At 72.3% G+C, this 19107-nt stretch carries 20 protein-coding genes; 8 read left to right on the forward strand and 12 right to left on the reverse strand.

Annotated features, from left to right (window positions below; genetic code table 11):
- Window positions 1-113 precede the first annotated feature (113 nt).
- Both cutA and ACTJK8_RS05455 read left to right on the forward strand, forming a co-directional pair.
- Complete coding sequence (gene cutA, locus ACTJK8_RS05450) at window positions 114-467, forward strand: divalent-cation tolerance protein CutA (RefSeq protein ID WP_012321933.1); 354 nt, start codon at window positions 114-116, stop codon at window positions 465-467.
- A gap of 324 nt (window positions 468-791) precedes the next feature.
- On the forward strand, window positions 792-1403 hold the full coding sequence (locus ACTJK8_RS05455; protein WP_012321934.1) for a hypothetical protein: 612 nt from the start codon (window positions 792-794) through the stop codon (window positions 1401-1403).
- Between the two features lie 46 nt (window positions 1404-1449).
- On the opposite strand, the gene ACTJK8_RS05460 is transcribed toward ACTJK8_RS05455, so the two are convergent.
- The 4 genes from ACTJK8_RS05460 to ACTJK8_RS05475 form a co-directional block, all read right to left on the reverse strand.
- Window positions 1450-2586 (reverse strand): glycosyltransferase, encoded by a 1137-nt coding sequence (locus tag ACTJK8_RS05460; protein ID WP_012321935.1) that lies wholly within the window; start codon window positions 2584-2586, stop codon window positions 1450-1452.
- Window positions 2587-2653: 67 nt separating this feature from the next.
- Window positions 2654-3412 carry a lysophospholipid acyltransferase family protein gene (locus ACTJK8_RS05465; RefSeq protein ID WP_440761625.1) on the reverse strand — a complete coding sequence of 253 codons (759 nt, stop codon included), beginning with the start codon at window positions 3410-3412 and terminating at the stop codon, window positions 2654-2656.
- Between the two features lie 95 nt (window positions 3413-3507).
- Window positions 3508-5037: a phytoene desaturase family protein gene (locus ACTJK8_RS05470; RefSeq protein ID WP_012321937.1), complete on the reverse strand. Its 1530-nt coding sequence runs from the start codon at window positions 5035-5037 to the stop codon at window positions 3508-3510.
- 97 nt (window positions 5038-5134) lie between these two features.
- Complete coding sequence (locus ACTJK8_RS05475) at window positions 5135-5983, reverse strand: type 1 glutamine amidotransferase (protein WP_012321938.1); 849 nt, start codon at window positions 5981-5983, stop codon at window positions 5135-5137.
- A 198-nt stretch (window positions 5984-6181) separates the two neighbouring features.
- Between ACTJK8_RS05475 and ACTJK8_RS05480 the strand changes: the two genes are divergently transcribed.
- Together ACTJK8_RS05480 and ACTJK8_RS05485 are read left to right on the forward strand one after the other, a co-directional pair.
- On the forward strand, window positions 6182-6496 hold the full coding sequence (locus tag ACTJK8_RS05480) for a hypothetical protein (protein WP_012321939.1): 315 nt from the start codon (window positions 6182-6184) through the stop codon (window positions 6494-6496).
- Window positions 6497-6599: 103 nt separating this feature from the next.
- On the forward strand, window positions 6600-7109 hold the full coding sequence (locus ACTJK8_RS05485; RefSeq protein WP_012321940.1) for a cache domain-containing protein: 510 nt from the start codon (window positions 6600-6602) through the stop codon (window positions 7107-7109).
- A 29-nt stretch (window positions 7110-7138) separates the two neighbouring features.
- Here the strand turns inward: ACTJK8_RS05485 and ACTJK8_RS05490 are convergent, their stop codons facing one another.
- From ACTJK8_RS05490 to croR, 7 genes are all read right to left on the reverse strand, one after another.
- Window positions 7139-8347 (reverse strand): ABC transporter permease, encoded by a 1209-nt coding sequence (locus ACTJK8_RS05490; protein WP_012321941.1) that lies wholly within the window; start codon window positions 8345-8347, stop codon window positions 7139-7141.
- A complete protein-coding gene (locus tag ACTJK8_RS05495; protein ID WP_024828330.1) occupies window positions 8344-9321 on the reverse strand; it encodes an ABC transporter ATP-binding protein in 978 nt (325 codons plus the stop codon). The genes ACTJK8_RS05490 and ACTJK8_RS05495 overlap by 4 nt, the downstream gene beginning before the upstream one ends.
- 4 nt (window positions 9322-9325) lie before the next feature.
- Window positions 9326-9793, reverse strand: a complete 468-nt coding sequence (locus tag ACTJK8_RS05500; RefSeq protein WP_024828329.1) for a DUF2141 domain-containing protein — start codon at window positions 9791-9793, stop codon at window positions 9326-9328.
- Window positions 9790-11379 carry a phytoene desaturase family protein gene (crtI, locus tag ACTJK8_RS05505; protein WP_058607694.1) on the reverse strand — a complete coding sequence of 530 codons (1590 nt, stop codon included), beginning with the start codon at window positions 11377-11379 and terminating at the stop codon, window positions 9790-9792. The genes ACTJK8_RS05500 and crtI overlap by 4 nt, the downstream gene beginning before the upstream one ends.
- 234 nt (window positions 11380-11613) lie before the next feature.
- Complete coding sequence (locus ACTJK8_RS05510) at window positions 11614-12615, reverse strand: helix-turn-helix domain-containing protein (protein ID WP_287082855.1); 1002 nt, start codon at window positions 12613-12615, stop codon at window positions 11614-11616.
- A gap of 139 nt (window positions 12616-12754) precedes the next feature.
- Window positions 12755-13630: a TrmH family RNA methyltransferase gene (locus ACTJK8_RS05515; protein ID WP_440761626.1), complete on the reverse strand. Its 876-nt coding sequence runs from the start codon at window positions 13628-13630 to the stop codon at window positions 12755-12757.
- A 1-nt stretch (window position 13631) separates the two neighbouring features.
- Window positions 13632-14105, reverse strand: a complete 474-nt coding sequence (gene croR, locus ACTJK8_RS05520) for a 3-hydroxybutyryl-CoA dehydratase (protein ID WP_012321947.1) — start codon at window positions 14103-14105, stop codon at window positions 13632-13634.
- A 189-nt stretch (window positions 14106-14294) separates the two neighbouring features.
- On the opposite strand from croR, the gene ACTJK8_RS05525 reads away from it, so the two are divergent.
- The 3 genes from ACTJK8_RS05525 to ACTJK8_RS05535 all read left to right on the forward strand — a co-directional run bounded on the left by ACTJK8_RS05525 (window position 14295) and on the right by ACTJK8_RS05535 (window position 16818).
- Window positions 14295-14900 (forward strand): cation transporter, encoded by a 606-nt coding sequence (locus ACTJK8_RS05525; protein ID WP_012321948.1) that lies wholly within the window; start codon window positions 14295-14297, stop codon window positions 14898-14900.
- A gap of 32 nt (window positions 14901-14932) precedes the next feature.
- On the forward strand, window positions 14933-15784 hold the full coding sequence (locus ACTJK8_RS05530) for a metallophosphoesterase (protein WP_440761627.1): 852 nt from the start codon (window positions 14933-14935) through the stop codon (window positions 15782-15784).
- 140 nt (window positions 15785-15924) lie between these two features.
- Entirely contained in the window at window positions 15925-16818 is an 894-nt protein-coding gene (locus tag ACTJK8_RS05535; RefSeq protein ID WP_440761628.1) for a transporter, read from the forward strand.
- Window positions 16819-17037: 219 nt separating this feature from the next.
- On the opposite strand, the gene ACTJK8_RS05540 is transcribed toward ACTJK8_RS05535, so the two are convergent.
- A complete protein-coding gene (locus ACTJK8_RS05540; protein ID WP_012321951.1) occupies window positions 17038-18483 on the reverse strand; it encodes a homospermidine synthase in 1446 nt (481 codons plus the stop codon).
- Window positions 18484-18860: 377 nt separating this feature from the next.
- Between ACTJK8_RS05540 and ACTJK8_RS05545 the strand changes: the two genes are divergently transcribed.
- Window positions 18861-19037, forward strand: coding sequence for a hypothetical protein (locus ACTJK8_RS05545; RefSeq protein WP_012321952.1), 177 nt, complete (start codon window positions 18861-18863; stop codon window positions 19035-19037).
- Window positions 19038-19107 lie beyond the last annotated feature (70 nt).

Below are 19107 nucleotides of genomic sequence, written 5' to 3' on the forward strand. Positions count from 1 at the left end.
GATCGCCTCAGGGTTCACGTCACGGCTCCAGTCTGGCGAGCGAACCGCCCGGTTGACGTCCTTACCCGGCATGCGCCTCACTCCGCGAGCACACGCGCCGACGGAGGCATAGCATGGAGCGTCCGCTCCTCGTCTACACCACCTTCCCCGACCTCGCCTCGGCGATGAACATCGGCGAGGCCCTGGTCCGCGAGCGTCTCATCGCCTGCATCAACGTGTTCCCGGGCATGCAGTCCGTCTACAGCTGGAAGGGCGCGGTGGAGCGTGGCGCCGAGGTCGCGGCCATCCTCAAGAGCCGTGAGGGGCTGGCCGACGCGCTGGCGGTCGCGCTGAAGGCGCGCCACCCCTACGATACGCCGATCATCCTGCATCTGCCGGTCGCCGGGGCGGACGCCGACACCGCCGCCTGGATCCTGGCGGAAACGCGGCCCTGCGGGCCGGCCGGCGCCGGGCCTCAGGCGGACTGACCCACCCGACCGAGCCGCGTCGCTTCCGCCCCGGCCGGTCCTGGCAAGGCCCCGGACCGGCGGGCAGACGGCTGTGGACAAGCGCGCCGCGCCGCCGGTACGGTCGCCTCGACGGCCCATCGGAGAGCAGTACCGACGCCGCGCCCGTGAATCCCGATATGTGTGAACAAACCCTGTTCATCCGCCAGTATAGTATCCAGAATAGATTTATGATCATAAGCAATCTTTCCAGGCAAGCTGGGTGTTAGATTGCGTTATGTGGATCTGACGACCTAGAAAATCTTCGCGCGTTCGCCGTGCGCGAGACGGCGCGGAGGGGAAATCATGGGATGGTTCAGGAATGCTGGGCGGGTCGAGCTGGCCCTGCTCGCGTCGGCCGTAAGTGTCTTGCACGGGCACGCGGCCGGGGCGCCGAAGAGCGAGCCGCTGATGACCATCGCGCCGGCGCCGTCCGGTCCGGCCGGCCTCGCATCGGCCGACCCGCCCGCCTTGCGGTACGGGGTGCTCTATGCCGACGACAAGGGCCACAGTCATGTCCAGTATTGCGACCTGAAGAACTTCATCTTCAAGAGCTACGCGCCTCCGGCAGCGCCGCAATATGTCGGCTTTCCGCCGGGTGAGGTGACGTCGATCAAGTACGCGGTCCTGCCGGTCGGCTATGTCGGCACGTGGCACACGGCGCCGGGTCCCCAATGGGTGATCACCCTGTCGGGCCGCTGGTCCGTGGAGGCCACGGACGGGGCTGTGCTGGAGCAGGGCCCCGGGGAGGTGGAGTTCAACGCCGACATGGGATCGACGCCGCAGGGGCCCGAGGGCCACGTCGGACACCTGACCCGGCAGGTCGGCGACGTGCCGAACGTCCAGCTCATCGTCTCCCTGAAACCGCAGGCCGGGAAGGCCCGCTCCACCGATCCGTGCCAGCCGTCCCAGCCGTGAGGCCCGGGCGCGGGCCGGCACCCTCCGGTCCGCCGGCCCGCGCGGGTCAGCCGCCGCTCACCGGATAGCTGCGGCCCTTCCAGGTCGCCGCGCCGGCCCGCTCCCGGCGCAGAAGCACGTTCCACTGGATCGCCAGGGCCACCGCGACCGCCGCCGGATGGAGCGGGATCGTCGCCCACGGCGCCCGGACCGCCACGGTGACGGCCGTCCGGGTCGCCAGGGACAGGCCGAGGGCCAGCGCGGCCGGGGCCAGGGCGGAGGCCGGCAGCAGCCCGAGCAGCCCGGCCAGGACGAGGATCGGCGGAAGAACCTGGCCGCAGCCAAGGAGGAGGGTCCAGATCGGAAGGGCGCGGGGCGTGGCCATGCCCTCGTGGGCGTTCTTGGAGAAGCCGGCCCAGGCCTGGGCGAAGCCCTCGTACATCCGGCAGGTGGCCAGCGCGGCGGCGGCCACGAGATCCGTCCGGTAGCCCGCGGCCCGGAGCAGCCGGGGTAGCCGGACCCCGTCGTGCAGGGAGGTGCGGATCGCGCCGTGGCCGCCGGTGGCCGCGTAGGCAGCCCGCTCGATCAGGATCAACTGACCGCAGGCCGCGCCGAGCGACGGGTCCGACAGGCGGCGCATCAGCGGCACGGGCAGGAAGCCGAGGAGCAGGAAGTCGATCATCGGCACCGTCAGCATCTCGCCGACCGTGTCGGTCCGCTGCCGGGGCACGCCGCTGACGAGAGCCGCGCCGGTGTGGTGGGCTTGCGCCGCGAGGGCGGCGGCCGCCCCGGCCTCGAGCCGCACATCGGCGTCGATGAACAGCAGGTGGTCGCCGCGGGCGATCCCGGCCATGTGACTGCAGGCGTGGTTCTTGCCCGTCCATCCCTCGGGCAGGGGCGGCACCGAGACGAGACGCAGGCGCGGGTCTCCGACGGCGCGCACGATCTCGGCGGTCGCGTCGGTGGAATGGTCGTCGCCGACGATCACCTCCACCGGAACCGCGACGCTGGCGAGCGCCGCCCGCACGGTGGCGTCGATGTTGCCGGCCTCGTTGCGCGCCGGGATCAGGATCGAGACGAGGCCCGCGCCGCTCTCCGCCGCGGGCCGGCGCAGGACCGAGAGATTTACCGCCGCCAGCGCGGCCGGCAGGAGGGCCGCGATCAGGCAGAGCAGGGCCAGGACCGTGAGGATCGAGTCGGTCATCATCCCCGCCGGGAAGGTGTCGCGCCGCGATGAGGCATCGCACGGGGCCGGACGCGAGCGGAAGGTTTCATCCGGCGCGATCCTGTCCACCCGCCGCGCGGTGCGCCGGATCGAACCGTCGGCCGGAGAGCCGGGCCGCGAGGCGCCGCCACAGATCGTAGAGGCCGCCGACGCCTTTCCGGCCGGAGACCAGGGTGCGGAAGCGGGCCGGGTCCCGGCTGATCACGTCGGCGCTCAGGCGATCGAGGGTCTGGGTCAGGTCGGTTTCCAGGCGCGCGAGGCGCTGGTCGCGCGGGAGCGCGGCGAGCTCGGATCCGGCGATCCCCGGCCCGAAGGCCGCGAAGGCCCCCGCGCCGCGCTCGTCCCAGAAGGTGTACTCGACGGCGAGGGGGACGAAGAGCGCGTCGGGGGCGATCTCGGCGAGCCGCGCCACGCCGGGACGCAGGGCCAGCGGACGCGCGCGGGCATCGGCGAAGCGGCCCTGCGCGGTGATCCAGAGCATGCCGTCGGGCGCCCCCAGGATCGACCGGGCGGCGGCCAGGAACTGCGCCGCCCCACGCGGGCTGTCGAGGTCGACGCCGAAGGCGCCGATCCGCTCGAAGATGCGGTAGCGCGCCAGCATCGCGGCGTCGAACGGCGCGCGGCTCGCCCGCTCCGGATAGAGGCGACCGGCCAGCACGATGATCAGCGCGGCGTCCCACCACGCCGGATGGTTGCAGTAGACCACGATCGCGCCGGGATGGCTCGCGACGGGCGGCGCGCTCCACAGGGGCAGCCGCAGGGCGTCGAGGTGGCGGTGCAGGTAGCGCTCGAACCACGCCACCATGAAGGCGCGGATCCGGGGCGAGACCGGGGGCAGCGGGGCGCCGCGCGTGCCTCTCCCGCTCCCCGCACCGGGGGGCGGAGGTGGCGGCGTCGCCGTCACGCCGAGGCGCGCAGGGCGCCGCGGGCGTCCTGGTCGTGCGCGTCGGCGGCGATCCAGCCCGACATCATCACCATCGGCATGCCGGGTCCCGGATGGGCGGCGCCGCCCGCGAGGTAGAGGCCGCGCACCTGCCGCGACCGGTTGCCGGGCTTGAACGCGCCCATCACGCGCCCGTGCGAGGCGAGGCCGTAGATCGCGCCGTTGAGGACCTTGTAGCGCTCGTGGATGTCCTGCGGCGTGAGGTGGCGCTCGACGACGATGCGCTCCTCGAGGTCCGGCATGCCGGCGGTGCGCTTGAGCTTGTCGAGGATCGTCCGGCGGTAGTTCTGGAACAGCGGCCCGTCCGGGCGCCAGTCGTGGTGCGGCCGCAGATACGGCGTGTGCACGAGGACGTAGAGCGCCTCGCCGCCCTCGGGCGCCACGCTCGGGTCGGTCGAGGAGGGGGCGGCCAGGTAGGCGGTCGGGTCCGGGGCCGGTTCGCCCTTGTTGTAGATGTAGTCGAACTCCTCCTCCGGGTCGCGAGAGAAGACGAAATCGTGGTGGTTCAGGTGCTCGTAGCGCTTGTTCAGGCCCAGATAGAGCACCACGCCCGAGCAGGCCGGCTCGGGATTCTTCTTGGCGTAGGCCTTGGCGGCCTCGCCGCCCACGAGCTCGCGGTAGGTGCGCACCGAGTCCATGTTGGAGATCACCGCGTCGTAGGGCGTGACCCCCGCGGCCGTCCGCACGCCCCGGACCGCGCCGTTGGCGGTCTCGATCCCGGTCACCTCGGTGTCGGTCTTGCAGGTGGCGCCGAGTTCCTGGGCGAGCTTCGCCAAGCCCTCCGCGACCGCGCGCGTGCCGCCCATCGGGTACCAGACGCCGTCGGCCGTCTGCATGTGGGCGATGGCGCAGAGCACTGCCGGCGCGCCGTAGGGCGAGGAGCCGACATACTGGACGAAGTGGTCGAGCATCTGCGCGAGCCGGGCGTCCTTGACCTTGCCGCGGATCGTCGAGGCCACCGAGGCGTGCATGCGCAGGGACAGCACGTCGCGCAGCGTGCCCGGGTTCATGTTGGCGCGGATGTTGATCGTGTCGAACAGGTCCTCGACGGGCTTCCAGAAGAAGAATTTTTCCGAGACGCCGTGGAGATGCTCGGAGATCGAGAGGAATTTCTTGTAGCCCTCGCCGGTGCCGGGAGCGAAGCGCTCCATGTCGCCGGCCATCCGCTCGACGTCCTGCATCAGGTCGATGTGGGTTCCGTCGTCGAAGAAGCAGCGCCACTGCGGGTCGAGGCGGCGCAGGTCCATGTAGTCGTGGACCGAGCGGCCGGCCTCCGCGAAGATCCGCTCCAGCACCCGCGGAACGGTCAGGATGGTCGGGCCCATGTCGAAGCGGAAGCCGCCCTCGTGCAGCACCGCCGCCTTGCCGCCGAGCCAGCCGTTCTTGTCGTAGACCGTCACGCGGTGGCCCCGCGCGGCGGCGACGCACGCGGCGGCGAGTCCGCCGAGCCCGCTGCCGATGACGGCGACCGTGGAATCCTGGCTCATCCTGCTGGCTGGCTCCCCGGGCCGAAGAAGGCGTGGCCCGCAGGTCGAAGCTAGACTTGAGGCCGGGCGGGTCAACGCGCCACCCGGTCGCGGCAGCCTACCGGCGGCGCTCGCCTGTGGACAGGCGCGCCAGGAAGTTGCCGATCTCCCGGCGACGGAGGCCGGCCTCCATCACCTCCGGCCCGATGCCGTGACGCCAGGCGAGGCGGCGCGCGGCTTCCGGGTCGCGTCCCTGGAGCGTCGCGATCTCGTCGGCGTAGGCCGCCACGGCCCGCGGGTTCTCGGCGAGCCCCGCCGCGACGATGGCGGTGTCGCAGAGGCGCAGCATCGCGGCCAGTTCGTCGAGGTCGAGTTCGGGATGATACTGGGTGCCCCAGAACCAGCCGCGCTCCCGGCGGATCTCGATGGCCTGAATGCCGAGCACGCGATTGCCGGCGAGAACGCGGGCGCCGGGGGGCGGCTCCAGGACGGCGTCGGAGTGGATCGCCGGGGCATCCCAGGTCGCCGGACGGCCGGCCAGCAGGGCGTGTGTCCGACCCTCCTCGGTCGGGGTGATCGCCCGGGCGAAGCCGTATTCCGGCCCGCGTGGGTTGGCGGCGGCATGGCCACCCGCCACCGTAGCCGCGACCTGCACGCCCCAGCACGAGCCGAAGACCGCGCGCCCGGCCTCGAAGGCCGCGCGCATCAGGTCGAGCTGCCGGATCACGGCCGGCGTACCCTCCGAGACCTTGAGGGTCGACCCGGTGAAGATCAGCCCGTCGAAATCCGTGAGGTCTGCCGGCAGCGTCGCGTCGGCGTCGGCGGCGTTGACGTGCCGGCAGACGGAGCCCGGCGCGAGGTCCCGCACCACCGCCGCGTAGGACTCGGCCGAGGTTCGTCCGGTGGCCGCGACGTGGCGGTCGCGGGCAGCGCGATCGTTGCCGTCGGCGATGAGCAGGCGGAGCATGCGGGATTTCCGGGGAGCGCGGCCGTAGCGGAAGCGCCTCTATGTCGGTGCGCACCGCGTCGCAGGAACGGCGCGGATCGTCGCGGGAGGCGGGCGTCGAAATCGAGCCCGGCTCCTTCAAACGGGTGATGCGCGCCCCCGCGCCGGGTTTACCTCTGCCGCGTCGGACTTCGAGGAGCGATCATCGCGGAGGACAGGATGCCGGATCTCGCCGAGGTGGAGCTCTACTGCGCGGAAGCTCGGGACCTCCTCGCCCACGCGGAGGCCATCGTTCACGACCTGGGCCGGAGCGGTGCCTGCGAGGGGCACCGCATGATGGCGAGCCAGGGCCTCGCGGCGCTGCGGAACCTCGAGCGCATCATCGAGCGGCATCGCAGGCGCCTGACGTTCCAGTCCCTGCCCAACGCGGTCGGCCCGACCCCGGGCCCACCCCCGCCGCAGAGGCGGAACTGGCTGATCTTCCTCCGGCCGCGCGGCGGGCACCCCGGCCATGGCATCGAGGCGCACTCCTAGGGCCGTCGCGGCGGGGCGTCCGATCCCGCGCATGCCGGTCAGCGCGCTCGCGATCGGCCGGATCTCGCGCGGGGAGCCCTGTCGCGCGCGACGGGGAGATCCGGTGGGGCCGGCGGCGCGGTGGTACGCCGGCCTGGCGAGAGCCCTGCTGATCTGGGTCCTGCTGCTCGTCCCGGACGCGGCCATTCCGGCCGACGCCCGACGAACGCCCCCGCCGCTGCACCGGGCGGCCGAGATCGAAGCCCTCGTCAACAGGGCGGCCGACGTGCTGGAGAGTGAGGGCGCGCGGGCGTTCGACGCGTTCCGGCGTCGGGGAGGCGTCTGGCGATACGGGGACGTCTACCTGTTCGTCGTCGACCTGCGGGGGATCGTTCTCTTCAACGCCGCCCACCCGAACCGCGAGGGGCACGACCTGCTCCACGAGCGCGACGCCGACGGGAAGCAGTTCCACCAGGACTTCATCGACGCCGTCACGCGGTTCGGGTCCGGCTGGGTCGACTACATGTTCCCGAAGCCCGGCCAGGCGGCGCCGAGCGTGAAGTGGAGCTACGTCTGCGCGACGCGCGTGGCGGGCGTCGAGGCGCTCGTCGGTGCCGGCGTCTACGTGGAGTAGCGCCGTCGGGGTCGGGACGGCGCCGGGTCCTAGGCCGTCCGCCGCGCCGCCAGCGCCAGGGCGAAGCCGAGACCGGCCAGGGTCAGCGCCGCCAGGACCCCCAGGGCGGGGGCCGCGGCGGAGAACCCCTCGCCCAGGGCGCTCTGGTACGCCTCGATCGCCCAGGCGTTGGGGGTGAGCCATCCGGCCTGCTGCAGCCAGGGCGGCATGAGGAACCGCGGGACCATGGAGCCACCGACGGCCGAGAGCAGCAGCACGCCGAAAGTCGACGCGAGATGCGCCTGCTGGCGCGAGGCCGCGAGCGCGCAGGCCGCGAGCGCCAGGCCGGCCGCCATCGCGGAGACCAGCAGGCAGGCGGCCAGGAAGGCCGGCCAGTGCGGCCCGATCTCGACGCCGTAGAGGAGGGCGGCGGCCAGGAAGATCAGCCCGGCCTGGACGAGTCCCTGCAGCGTCAGGAAGGCGAACTTTCCGAGCACCACGACGGGCAAACCGCCCGGCCCGGCCATCAGACGCTCGGTGAGGCCCGTCTCGCGCTCCTCGACCAGCGACATCGCGCCCTGCATGGCGGCGAAGAGCAGGAACACCGCGGTGATCGCGCCGGCGTAGTAGCTCACCCGGGCATTGGCGGTCCCGGACGCCGTGCTGCGGCGTTCCACCAGGGAGGCGAAGCTGAACGGCTCCTTCTTGGCGCGCTGCTCGGCGAAGGCCTCGTCGAGGAAGCGGCGCTCGTCGGGACCGATCTTGCCCGTGCGCTCGACGTCGGCGACGACCCGCGACAGGACCACGTCGGGCAGCGCCTCGTTCAGGACCCTCTGGAGCTGTCCGAGGGCGATCGGCGTCGCCAGTGCCTTGGCGGGGTTCTCGACCAGCACCACCGGCTGATCCGCGGCGCCGGACGCCGCCTCCGCAGGTGCGGCGATCAGGTCCCCGCGCAGGACAAGCGCCACGTCGACCTCGCCGCCCCGCACCGCCTGCGCCACGGCGTCGATGTCGGTCGCGGGCAACCGCGTCACGCGGAGGGAGGGATCGGCCGCGAGCGCGTCGGCGAGGCGCCCCGTCGCCGCGGTGTGGGCTAGGTCGGCCAGACCGAGATGGATGCGGATCCGGTCGCCGATCGCTCCCGAGAAGATCGCCGCGAAGATCGAGAAGATCACGGTCGGCAGCACGAAGGCCATCACCAGCGCGGCCCGGTCGCGCAGGAGGGTCAGGAGCATGACGCGGAAGGCGGCGCCGATCATCCGGCGGTCCCGGCCCGGAGCGGGGCGGCCTCGGGATCCGTCAGTTCCCGCAGGCGGAGGGCGTCCAGATAGAGCGTCTCCAGCCGCGGCGCCCGCACCCGGATCTCGGCCACCGGAACGTTCTGGGCGCGCAGGGCGCCGAGCAAGGCCGCGCCGTCGAGGCCGGACCGTTCGACCGACCGCCAGACGAGGCCCCCCGCCTCGGCGGGCACGAAACCGGCCCGGCGCAGCACGCCCTCGGCCGGTCCCGACGCCGGACCGGCGAGGCTCAGCTCCCGCTCGGGCGCGCCGGTCCGCAGCTGCGCGAGCAGCTCGGCGAGACGGCCGGCGCGCACGACCCGCCCCTGGGCCAGGAACGCCACCCGGGATGCGAGGCGCTCCGCCTCGGCGAAATCGTGTGTGGCGATCAGGATCGCGGTGCCGGCGGCCTTCAGGCGGTCGAGCACCGCGTGGATCGCGGCCCGCGCGGCGAGGTCGACGCCGCTGGTCGGCTCGTCGAGGAGCACGAGCCGGGGCCGGTTCATCAGGCTCGCGGCGATGTTCACCCGGCGCCGGTACCCCCCCGACAGGACGCCGACCGGGCGCCGGGCCACGTCGGCGATGTCGGCCATGGCCAGGGCGGACTCCACGGCCGCCTTCCGCTCGCGCCGGGAGACCCCCGCCAATTGCCCGAACACGCCGAGATTCTCCGAGACGGTCAGCCGCGGGTAGAGGGCGATCTCCTGCGGCACCCACCCGATGGCGCGGCGGGCCTGTCCCGCCCGGTACGGATCCGCTTTGGCCACGCGCACCGACCCCGCACTCGGGGCGAGACGCCCCGCCACGAGGCGCATCAGCGAGGACTTGCCGGCTCCGTTCGGTCCGAGCAGCGCCAGGGTCTCGCCGGCCCCGAGGTCGAGATCGACATGATCCAGCACCCGTCGGCCGCGGAGGTCGAGGCCGACGTCCGCGAGCCGGACGAGGGGATCGTCCATCGGTTCACCGGCTCGGCAGGGCACGGCCGAGGCGCACCCGCACGGCGGCGCCGGGCTCCCGGAGGGCGAAGGCCGCCTCGGCGAAATCGGGGCGCGCCCGCCGCCCGACCGTACCCGAGAAGCCGTAGGGCTCCAGCGGCAGCCCGAGACCGGTGCGGTCGAGGCGCCCGTTGCCGTTGGCGTCCTGGTAGGCCGCGACCGCGTAGGTGCCCGGCGGGACATCCCGGAAGGTGAACCGCGCCCGGTCGGCGGTGGCCGGCGCGTCGTCGCCGCGCAGGCACGACGACTCCGAGAGACCGCCCTGGCAGAGGGCGACCCGCACCTGGCCGCCGCCGGGCTCGATCCCGTCGACCTCGACCTGCACGGCGGCGGCCCAGGCCGGCACGGTCGCGGCGCTGAGCCAGACCGCGGAGGCAACCGTCGCGCGGCCTGCCAGCCTCCGGAGATACCTCCGGCCGGACGCGGCGCTCACGAGGCCTCGCCGGAGGTCGCCAGCGGGGCGGTATCGGGGATGCCGGCCGCGGCGGCGGCGCGGGCGCCCGCCAGTTCCTCGATCAGCAGCCGGGCGGAGATGCGGGCGCCCTCGTAGATCACCGGCAGGCCGGAGCCCGGATGGGTGCCGCCGCCGACGATGTAGAGGCCCGGTCCGAAGCGGTTGTGCGGCCGGAAATACAGCATCTGCAGGAGGTCGTGGGCGAGGTTGAAGGTGGCGCCCTCGTGGACGGCGAAATCCTCTTCCCACTGGGTCGGGTCGATGATCCGCTCGTAGCGGATGCGGGACTCGAGATCGTCGATCCCGAGGAGCTTCAGCCGGTCCAGGATCAGGGCGCGGTAGGTCTCGCGCATCGCCGCCCAGTCGATCCCCGCCTTCAGGTTGGGCACCGGCACCAGCACGTAGAGGGCCGTGTGTCCGGGCGGCGCCATGCCGCCATCGGTGTAGCCCGCGTGCTGCACGTACAGGGACGGCTGCATCGGCAGCGTGCCCTCGGTGATCTCGCGGATGTTCTTCTCGTAGCCGTCGGCCAGGAGGATCGTGTGGTGCCCGAGGCTGTCGGGCATTTTCCCCTCGAGGCCGAGATACAGCATGAAGGTCGAGCAGGAGAGCCGGGCCTTCCGGATCTTGGCATCGCGCCAGCGCGGCCGGTGCCGCTCCGGGACGAGGGCGCGGACGACCTTCGCGAAGTCGCCGTTGATCAGCACCGCGTCGGCGTTGAAGGTCTCACCGTCCGCCACGAGACCGCTGGCGCGCTTGCCGTCGAACAGCACTTCCTCGACGTTGCTGTTGAGCCGGAGATCGACGCCCATGCGGCCGGCCAGGCCCGCCATCGCCTCGGAGACGGCGCCGCAGCCGCCCACCGGGTGGTAGACGCCGTGCTCGTATTCGAGGAACGACAGGATGGTGAACAGGCTCGGGCACCGGAACGGCGACATCCCGAGGTATTTGGTCTGGAACGAGAAGGCGAGGCGCACCCGCGGGTCGGCGAAGTGTCGCTTCAGGTCGCGGTCGACGCTCCGACCCGGATGCAGGTAGGGCAGGGCGGCCAGCATGGCCGGACTCGCCATGCTGCGCAGGGTGTGGAAGGCCTGCTCGAGGACCGGCTTGAAGTAGTTCAGCTTGGTCCGGTTCTCGGCGAAGAAGTCTTTGACGTTCTTGGCGTCGTCCGGCGCGAGGCGGGCGATCTCGCGCTCCAGGCGCTCGACGTCACCGGTGGCGCTGATCGTCCCCGTGATGCCCTCCGCGCCCTCGAACACGAGGTGGTACTGCGGGTCGAGCCGCTCGAGCTTGACGTGCTCCTCCAGCCGCTCGCCGCAGCTCGCGAAGATGTCCGCGAGAATCTGTGGATAGAGGAAGAAGGTCGGGCCGATATCGAACCGGTAGCCGCCGGGCGCCTCGACGGTCTTCGTCCGACCCCCGACCTGCGGGTCCTTCTCGAAGATGGTGACGTGGATCCCGGCCCGCGCGAGCAGCAGGGCGGCGGCCAGTCCGCCCGGCCCAGCCCCGACCACGGCCACCCGGCGTCCGGTCAGCGCCCGCAACCCGTCCCCAGACTGAAGCAACGTCCTCGACTCCTCACAGAATCCCGATACCCCATGCGGCCAAGCTAGCTTCGCATCATCGGGCGGCAATTGCAGCCGTTTGTCGCGCGCAGAACGCTGTACACGATCATACCGTGGAGACGCATCCGTAAGGTTTGTGAGGGCCGGATGCGGCGCCTGCCGTCGTGGGCTCCGAGCGGCAGCCTGGCGAGCGCAGGATCCGGTGTCCTGTTCGTCCTGGCCCGCGGAGGCGTTTCAGCGCTGGCCCAGGCTCTCGTACCACGCGTGGGCCCGGGCCGGCGTCCGCTCGAAGGTCCGGACGCCGTGGGCTCCCCGCGTCCGGCGCCATGCCCGCGGCGATTCCCCGAACCGGGCGCGGAATGCGCGGCTCAGATGGGCGGGATCCTTGAAGCCGTGCTCGCTCGCCAAGCGCGCGAGCGCCCGGGTCTCCAGCGGATCCTCCAAGGCGAGCCGGATCGCCTCCAGCCGCTTCTCCCAGACGCGGTGCATGACGCCCCCGGTGCTCCGGAAGGCGCGGTACAGCACCGTCCGCGAGACGCCCGCAGCGTCGGCGAGCCAGTCCGGCGAGAGGTCGGGTGAGGCCAGATGGAGGTCCATCAGGCGCTCGGCCAGGGCGACGAAGCCGACGTCGAATTCCGGGCCCCGCAGGACGTCCGAGGCCGCCGATGGATCGAACAGGCGGCGGACGAAACCGGCCAGCTCGCCCGCGATCGCCGGCTCCTCCTCGGCCGTGGTCGTCGGCAGCCGCCGGTACAGGGCGTGCAGCCGCGCGACGAGCAGACGGTTCCGTTCCCTGTCGAGGAAGATCGGTATCCGCTCGATCGTGCAGTCTGGCAGCAGACGACGCGGTACAGTCAGTCCGATCGCGCTGGAGCGCACCCCGCGGGCATCCAGTTCCCGGCCCATGTTGGCGGCCATGATCCGGTTGCGCTGCTGCACCACCGGGCTGCCCGCGACGTCGCCGGACAGGCCGCCGGACACGTAGAGCATGAACGTGAAGTGATCCGGTGTCGCCGCGGCGTGGCGGCGATCGCGGACCATGTGCTGGGCGGAGAAGACCATCCGGCTGGCGAGGATATCCCCCAGGACCGTGCAGGACAGGTTCCCGCGGGGCACCGGCGCCCCCGCGATCCGCTCGACCCGGACGATCGGCGCCATCAGGTCGCGCCAGGCCGCGAAGGCGTGCGCGGGGTCGAGATGATCGGTGTTGAAGTGAAGCGTCGGGATATTCGACATGCGATCCGGCGCGGCGTCGGGACGGTCGTCGGATCTCAGATTGCGCGCGCCCGCGCGCGGCGTCGAGATGTCAATGTGTTCCAGCTGGAGGCGCGTTCTCCGGCCCTGTTCCGCAGCGTCTACGCGGGGAATACTGACTTCAAGAACCTGCCGGCCCCGGGTCGAAGGGTTCGCCGCCGCGGCGCGCTCGCGGTTCGCCGAGGCGCCCCTGGCCGCGGGCGATGGTGTAGAGGGCGATGCCCGCCGCGGTAGCGACGTTCAGCGAGTCGAAGCCGGCGGCCATCGGGATCCGGATCGGCCGCGCCCGGGCCAGCGTCGCCGCGTCGAGGCCGGGGCCCTCGGTGCCGAGAATCAGGAGCGCCCGCGGCGGGGCGGCGCGCGCGTCCAGGGTCTCGCTCGCCCCCGGACTGAAGGCGAGCGGCCGGAGGTCGAGGGTCTCGGCCAGCCGCAGCCAGTCCTGCCCGTCCGGGAGCCGCGCGAAGGGCTGGATCAGGGCGGCCCCGGCCGAGACGCGGATGCTCTTGCGGTAGAGCGGGTCGCAAGTCGCCCCGTCGAGGAGAACGGCGTCGGCCCCGAAGGCCGCCGCGTTGCGGAAGGCGGCGCCGACATTGTCGTGATTGGTCAGGCCGGCCAGGCCGACCACCAGGGCAGGCGCGGGCGGCGGCGGCACGAGGGCGGCCGCGTCGAGCCCCGGCCCGCGCAGGCCGACCGCGAGGACGCCGCGGTGGATCGGGAAACCCGTCACGGCGCTCATCACCGCCTTGGAGGCGCTGTAGATCGGCGGCGGCTCCGGGCAGGCGGCGACGTCGGCGGCGAGGCCCGGCCAGCGCTCGGGCGCGAGGAGGATCGATTCGGCGCGGAACCGGCTGCGGCGGCCGAGCAGCAGCCGCAGGGTCACCTCGCCCTCGACGATGAAGCGCCCGGCGCGGCCCACGAGGTCGCGCTCGCGCACCCGGGTGTAGGGCTCGAGGCGGGGGTCGTCCGGGTCGGTGAGGGGCTCCGGGGCCGGGGCCACCTCAGCCCTGTGACCGGTCGGAGCGGTTCGCCAGCGGGTCGGCCTCGGCCTTGGTCGGCACCTTCACCAGCGCCTCGCCGTCGAGAACCGTCTCGCCGCCCACCGAGCACCGGCAGGCGAGGCGCGCGCGCCGCCGCTCGGGCATGAGTTCGGCCACCGTCACGGTGACGTCGACGACGTCGCCGATCCGCACCGGGGCGCGGAAGTTCAGGGTCTGGGAGATGTAGACGGCGCCGGGCCCCGGAAGGCGGGTGCCGAGCACCGCCGAGATCAGCCCGGCCGTGTAGAGGCCGTGGGCGATGCGGGTGCCGAACGGCGTGCGCGCGGCGAAGTGCTCGGACAGGTGGATCGGGTTGCGGTCGCCGGTGATCTCGGCGAAGCCCACCACGTCGGAGGAGGCGATGGTCTTCGACAGGGTCTCCGACAGGCCGACCTCGAGATCCTCGAAATAGAGCACGCGCAGTTCGGGCAGCATGACGCGGCAGACCTCCGGTTCCGGCCGGTCATGCGTCTCGTGTTGCCGGCTCCGGCAACGGCGTCGCACGATCGCGGCGCCGAATCCACCCGGACAAAGGCGTAACGGCCTCGAACTTTCTTGAGCCGCGGACAGGCTTTTCTCAACAGCCGCTCGACAGGGCCGCGCGCGTCGGCGAAGAGGCGTCCCGTGATCGCCGATGATGCGCCCCGGCCCGCGCCGCCCGCCCTCCGCCCGGTCGTCGCCCGCGTGGCGGCGCTCAACCTCGGCTATTTCGGCATCGAGATCGCGGTGGCGCTCGCCATCGGCTCGGTGGCGCTGATCGCCGACAGTCTCGACTTCCTCGAGGACGCGGCGATCAACCTGCTGATCTTCGCGGGCCTCGGCTGGAGCGCGCGCAACCGCGCCCGCCTCGGCACCGCCATGGCGGGGATCCTGCTCCTGCCGGCGCTGGCGGGGGCCTGGGCGGCCTACGGCAAGATCGCCGACTTCACCGCTCCGGCGGCCCTGCCCCTGACTCTCGCGGGCCTCGGGGCGCTCGCCGTGAACCTCACCTGCGCGCTCATGCTCGCCCGGCACCGCTCCGGCTCGGGCAGCCTGACCCGGGCGGCCTACCTCTCGGCGCGCAACGACGCCGTCGCCAACCTGGCGATCATCGCCGCCGGTCTGGTGACGGCTCTCCACCCGTCCCCCTGGCCCGACCTCGTCGTGGCGGCCGGGATCGCGATCCTCAACGCCGACTCGGCCGCCGACATCCTCAAGGCGGCCGCGGCCGAGCGCAGAGCCGCGGGCTAGCGGCCCCGAGCGGCGACACGGCAGCGACCATCATGCGCATCTTCCCCATCTCGGACCTGCACCTGGAGCGGCGGCGCCTCGACCTGATCGCGCCGCCCGCGGAACCGTTCGACCTGCTCGCCTGCCCGGGGGACCTCCACGAGGGGCATCCTGAGCGGGGGCTCGCGGCGCTGCTGCATCTCGCGCAGGGGCGGCCGGTCGTGCTGGTGCCGGGCAACCACGAGCGCTACGCGCCGACCGGGGATCGGCGCACCGCGCCGGAGCTGCTCGCCGCCCTCGAGGCCGAGGTCGGCCGCCTCAACGGGCTCGGCGCGCGGATCCACCTGCTCCAGCGCGCGCGGAGCTGCGTCATCGACGGCGTCCGCTTCGTCGGTACCACCCTCTGGAGCGACTGGGCGCTCGCCGGGCGCTGGCTCGGACCGGACGCGCCGAACCGGCCCGACGATCCGGTGGGCTACGCGGCGTCCCGCATGACCGACCCCGTGACGGGCTCGCGGGAGTATCTCGGCTCGATCCGCAAGGCCGACGGCAGCCCGTGGCAGCCGGCGGACGCGATGGCGGAGCACCGGATCGAGCGGGCGGCCCTGCACGCGGCGCTCCGGACCCCGCACGACGGGCCGACCGTGGTGGTGACCCATCACCCCGCGAGCCCGCTCGCGGCCGATCGCTTCCGGGACGCGCCCGGCGTCCCCTGGTGGGTGCCGGCCTTCTACGCCAGCACGGCCCTCGACGACCTCGCGGAGACCGAGCGGCCGGGGCTGTGGATTTCCGGGCATTTCCACGCCGGCCACGATGTACGGGTCGGCCGCTGCCGCTGGATCTCGAACCCGGTGGAGGGCACGACCTATCGCGGCGACTTCGTCGTCGAAGTCGAAGATCAGTGATTTAGTCCCCCGCCGAGAGATCGGTCTGTCGAAGCGGTGCGATCGCGCACAGCTCGGCCGTAACGGCGGGATGCTGTCGGAGTGAGCGCCCGTCAAACCCTGATCGGCCCCGGATGACGGGGCTCGGGTTCAGGGTTCCCATGGCCGGTTTTAGCCTGACGTCACGTTGGATCACGGTGGCGGCTCTTGCCGTCTCGGCTCCGATCACCGCCGCGTCGACGGCGACGACCGCGCGGGCGGCGTCCGCGGCGCAGCCGGGACAGACGGTCGGCCTGCCGGTGGGCGACCAGCTGCCGGTCGGCCTGTATTTCGTGAACCTGTCCAGCTTCGGCGTGCGCGGTACCCTCCCGCGCGACTCGTCGACCAACGTCAACCTGCCGACCTTCGCGTGGGCGACGCCCTGGAACGTCGCGGGCGCGCGCCTCCAGTTCTTCTTCACCCAGCCGATCGCGGCGGCGAGCAGCCGGGGCGCCCCATACCAGAGCGGCGTCGGGCAGCAGCTGCTGGCCGCCCAGCTCGCCTGGGACCTCGGCGGCGATGTCGGCTTCAGCTACCTGTTCGGCGGCTACCTGCCGATCCAGACGCGGTTCCTGACGCAGTCAGCCTCTCTGACCCACCGCTTCGCGCTGAGCTACACCGGTCAGGGCTGGAACCTGACGGCGAACCTGCTCTACGGCGTCTTCCTCGACACGCGCTCGCCCAGCGGCACCCTCTACCCGGACTACATGAACCTCGACCTGACCATGACGAAGAAATTCGGCTCCTGGCAGATCGGCGCGGTGGCCTTCGGCTCGACGGACCTTCCCACCGGGGTGGCGAGCTACCGGCCGCAGGGCCAGATCGCGGTGGGCGGGCTCGTCGGCTACAATTTCGGGCCGGTGAACCTGCAGGCCTACCTCACCCACGACGTGGTCGAGCGGAATTACGGCGGCCGCGAGGTCCGCGGCTGGCTGCGCGCGATCGTGCCGCTGTACCAGGACAAGAACGAGGTCGAGCCGGGCCGGACCCTCGTGACGCGGCGTCAGGCCGAGTAGCCGAACCATCGACGCGCCGCGATCGCTCGCGGCCCGCGGTGTCCGTGCTTCCGCGGCGCGGGGCCGAGGGGAGGCATCGCCCGGTCCGGCACAGCCCCGCCGTCGGGCCGTGACCCATCGCGGCGGGGCAGGGGCGACCCGGTCACGGCCGGCGCGGATCTCGGACTTGCCCGACATCCGCGCCGCCGACAGCGGCCCGCGCCTGCTCGGCGCGGAGGCTCAGCCGTGCACCAGCACGTTGCGGAACTGCCACGGATCGCTGGTGTCGATGTCCTCCGGGAACAGGCCCGGACGGTCGGTGAGCGGCGTCCAGTCCGTGTACACGCCCACGACCGGGCCGAGATACGGGGTCTGGACCTCCAGGCAGCGGCGGAAGTCCATCTCGTCGGCCTCGACGATGCCGGCCTCCGGGTTCTCCAGGGCCCAGACCATGCCGGCGAGCACCGCCGAGGTCACCTGCAGGCCGGTGGCGTTCTGGTAGGGGGCGACCCGGCGGGTCTCCTCGATGGAGAGCTGCGAGCCGTACCAGTAGGCGTTCTTCTCGTGGCCGTAGACGAGCACGCCGAGCTCGTCGATGCCGTCGACGATCTCGGTCTCGTCGAGGATGTGGTGCTGCTCCTGCACCTGGGCCGCCTTGCCGAACATCTCGTGGAGCGACAGCACGGCGTCGTCGGCCGGGTGATAGGCGTAGTGGCAGGTGGGCCGGAAGACCGGCTTATCGCCCTCGCGCACCGTGTAGTAGTCGGAGATCGAGATCGCCTCGTTGTGGGTCACGAGGAAGCCGAACTGCGAGCCGGCGGTCGGCACCCAGGTGCGCACCCGCGTGTCGGCCCCCGGCTGCAGCAGGTAGATCGCGCAGCGCGAGCCCTTCTCCTGCTCACGGGCGTTGGCGGGCTTCCAGGTCTCGTGCGTGCCCCAGCCGAGCTCGGCCGGCTGATTGCCCTCGGAGACGAAGCCCTCGACCGACCACGTGTTGACGAAGACCCCCCGCGGCTTCGGGGTCTTGGCGCGCTGGGTGTCCCGCTCGGCGATGTGGACGCCCTTGACGCCCAGGTCCTTCATCAGGGCGGCCCACTCGGCCTTGGTCTTCGGCTCCGGCCGCTGGAGGCCGGTATCCTGGGCGATGTTCAGGAGCGCCTGCTTGACGAACCACGAGACCATGCCGGGATTGGCGCCGCAGCAGGAGACCGCGGTGGTGCCGCCGGGCTTCTGCGCGCGCGCGTCGAGGATGTTCTCGCGGAGCGCGTAGTTGGTGCGGTCGCCCTGGCTCTTGGTCTTGTCGAAGTAGAAGCCCGGCCAGGGCTCGGCCACGGTGTCGATGTAGAGGGCGCCGAGCTCGCGGCAGAGCTCCATGATGGCGCGCGAGGAGGTATCGACCGACAGGTTGACGCAGAAGCCCTGGCCGCCACCTTCGGTGAGGAGCGGCGTGAGCACGGCGCGGTAGTTCTCCGGCGTCAGGGCGACCTTCTCGAACCGGAGGCCGTGCTTCTCGGCGAGAGGCCGATGCGTGTCGACCGGGTCGATCACCGTGAAGCGCGCGCGGTCGTACTCGAAATGGCGCTCGATGAGCGGCAGGGTGCCCCGGCCGATCGAGCCGAAGCCGATCATCACGATGGGGCCGGTGATGCGGCCATGGATCGGGTGACGGGTCGGCTGATCGGTCATGCGGGACATCCTCGTCTGGCGGGCGCCGGGCGCGTCCGCTCATCTGGCTCGCGGGCGGGTTATGGCGCGCGTGTGACAGTGCGGCGACAGGCCCGCGCCGCCGGGGCGGGGCCGGGGCGGTCCAGGGTCCGAGTCGCCGGAAACGCGCTCAATGGCGGCTCGCCCGTCGCCGGTCAACCGCGCCCGCCCGACCGTTCGTTAACGCGTCCTTTCCCGGACGCGGCGCGAACTATGAGTTCGATGCATGCGTCCCCCAGCGTCTGCTCAGTGGCAGGCTCGGGATGCAGGTCTCATATTGCGGTGCAGCAAGGTCGCACAGAGGACCGCAGGAACTGGGGAACTCCGAAACGCCCGGCACCTCGCATCTGGAGTCCGCCATGCTCGCGCTCATCACATCCCGGATCCCCGGCCCGGCCGTCGAGACCGCCGATCGCGATCCCGGCTTCCTGACCCTCGTCTTCGCGGTCGCCCGCACGGTGCGCAGCGGCGCAGAGAGTGCCTTCGCGCGCCGCTGCGCGCTCGCCCGCTCCATCGGCGGCCCGAATCCTCTCTGAGAAGCGCGCAACCCACCGGCGCTGTCCCTGGCGATTGCGTCGCCCCGGCTTGAGCATTAGGCGGCACTGC

Source organism: Methylobacterium sp. 22177 (assembly GCF_052045615.1).
Lineage (GTDB): Bacteria > Pseudomonadota > Alphaproteobacteria > Rhizobiales > Beijerinckiaceae > Methylobacterium > Methylobacterium radiotolerans.

Bases quoted from the DNA above. Each gene is read 5' to 3' on its own strand.
- ACTJK8_RS05475 (WP_012321938.1), bottom strand. From the start codon at position 5,983: ATGCTCCGCCTGCTCATCGCCGACGGCAACGATCGCGCTGCCCGCGAC.
- ACTJK8_RS05465 (WP_440761625.1), bottom strand. From the start codon at position 3,412: ATGGTGGCGTGGTTCGAGCGCTACCTGCACCGCCACCTCGACGCCCTG.
- ACTJK8_RS05535 (WP_440761628.1), top strand. From the start codon at position 15,925: ATGGCCGGTTTTAGCCTGACGTCACGTTGGATCACGGTGGCGGCTCTT.
- ACTJK8_RS05470 (WP_012321937.1), bottom strand. From the start codon at position 5,037: ATGAGCCAGGATTCCACGGTCGCCGTCATCGGCAGCGGGCTCGGCGGA.
- ACTJK8_RS05530 (WP_440761627.1), top strand. From the start codon at position 14,933: ATGCGCATCTTCCCCATCTCGGACCTGCACCTGGAGCGGCGGCGCCTC.
- ACTJK8_RS05480 (WP_012321939.1), top strand. From the start codon at position 6,182: ATGCCGGATCTCGCCGAGGTGGAGCTCTACTGCGCGGAAGCTCGGGAC.
- croR (WP_012321947.1), bottom strand. From the start codon at position 14,105: ATGCTGCCCGAACTGCGCGTGCTCTATTTCGAGGATCTCGAGGTCGGC.
- cutA (WP_012321933.1), top strand. From the start codon at position 114: ATGGAGCGTCCGCTCCTCGTCTACACCACCTTCCCCGACCTCGCCTCG.
- ACTJK8_RS05460 (WP_012321935.1), bottom strand. From the start codon at position 2,586: ATGACCGACTCGATCCTCACGGTCCTGGCCCTGCTCTGCCTGATCGCG.
- ACTJK8_RS05540 (WP_012321951.1), bottom strand. From the start codon at position 18,483: ATGACCGATCAGCCGACCCGTCACCCGATCCATGGCCGCATCACCGGC.
- ACTJK8_RS05455 (WP_012321934.1), top strand. From the start codon at position 792: ATGGGATGGTTCAGGAATGCTGGGCGGGTCGAGCTGGCCCTGCTCGCG.
- ACTJK8_RS05545 (WP_012321952.1), top strand. From the start codon at position 18,861: ATGCTCGCGCTCATCACATCCCGGATCCCCGGCCCGGCCGTCGAGACC.
- ACTJK8_RS05510 (WP_287082855.1), bottom strand. From the start codon at position 12,615: ATGTCGAATATCCCGACGCTTCACTTCAACACCGATCATCTCGACCCC.
- ACTJK8_RS05495 (WP_024828330.1), bottom strand. From the start codon at position 9,321: ATGGACGATCCCCTCGTCCGGCTCGCGGACGTCGGCCTCGACCTCCGC.
- ACTJK8_RS05490 (WP_012321941.1), bottom strand. From the start codon at position 8,347: ATGATCGGCGCCGCCTTCCGCGTCATGCTCCTGACCCTCCTGCGCGAC.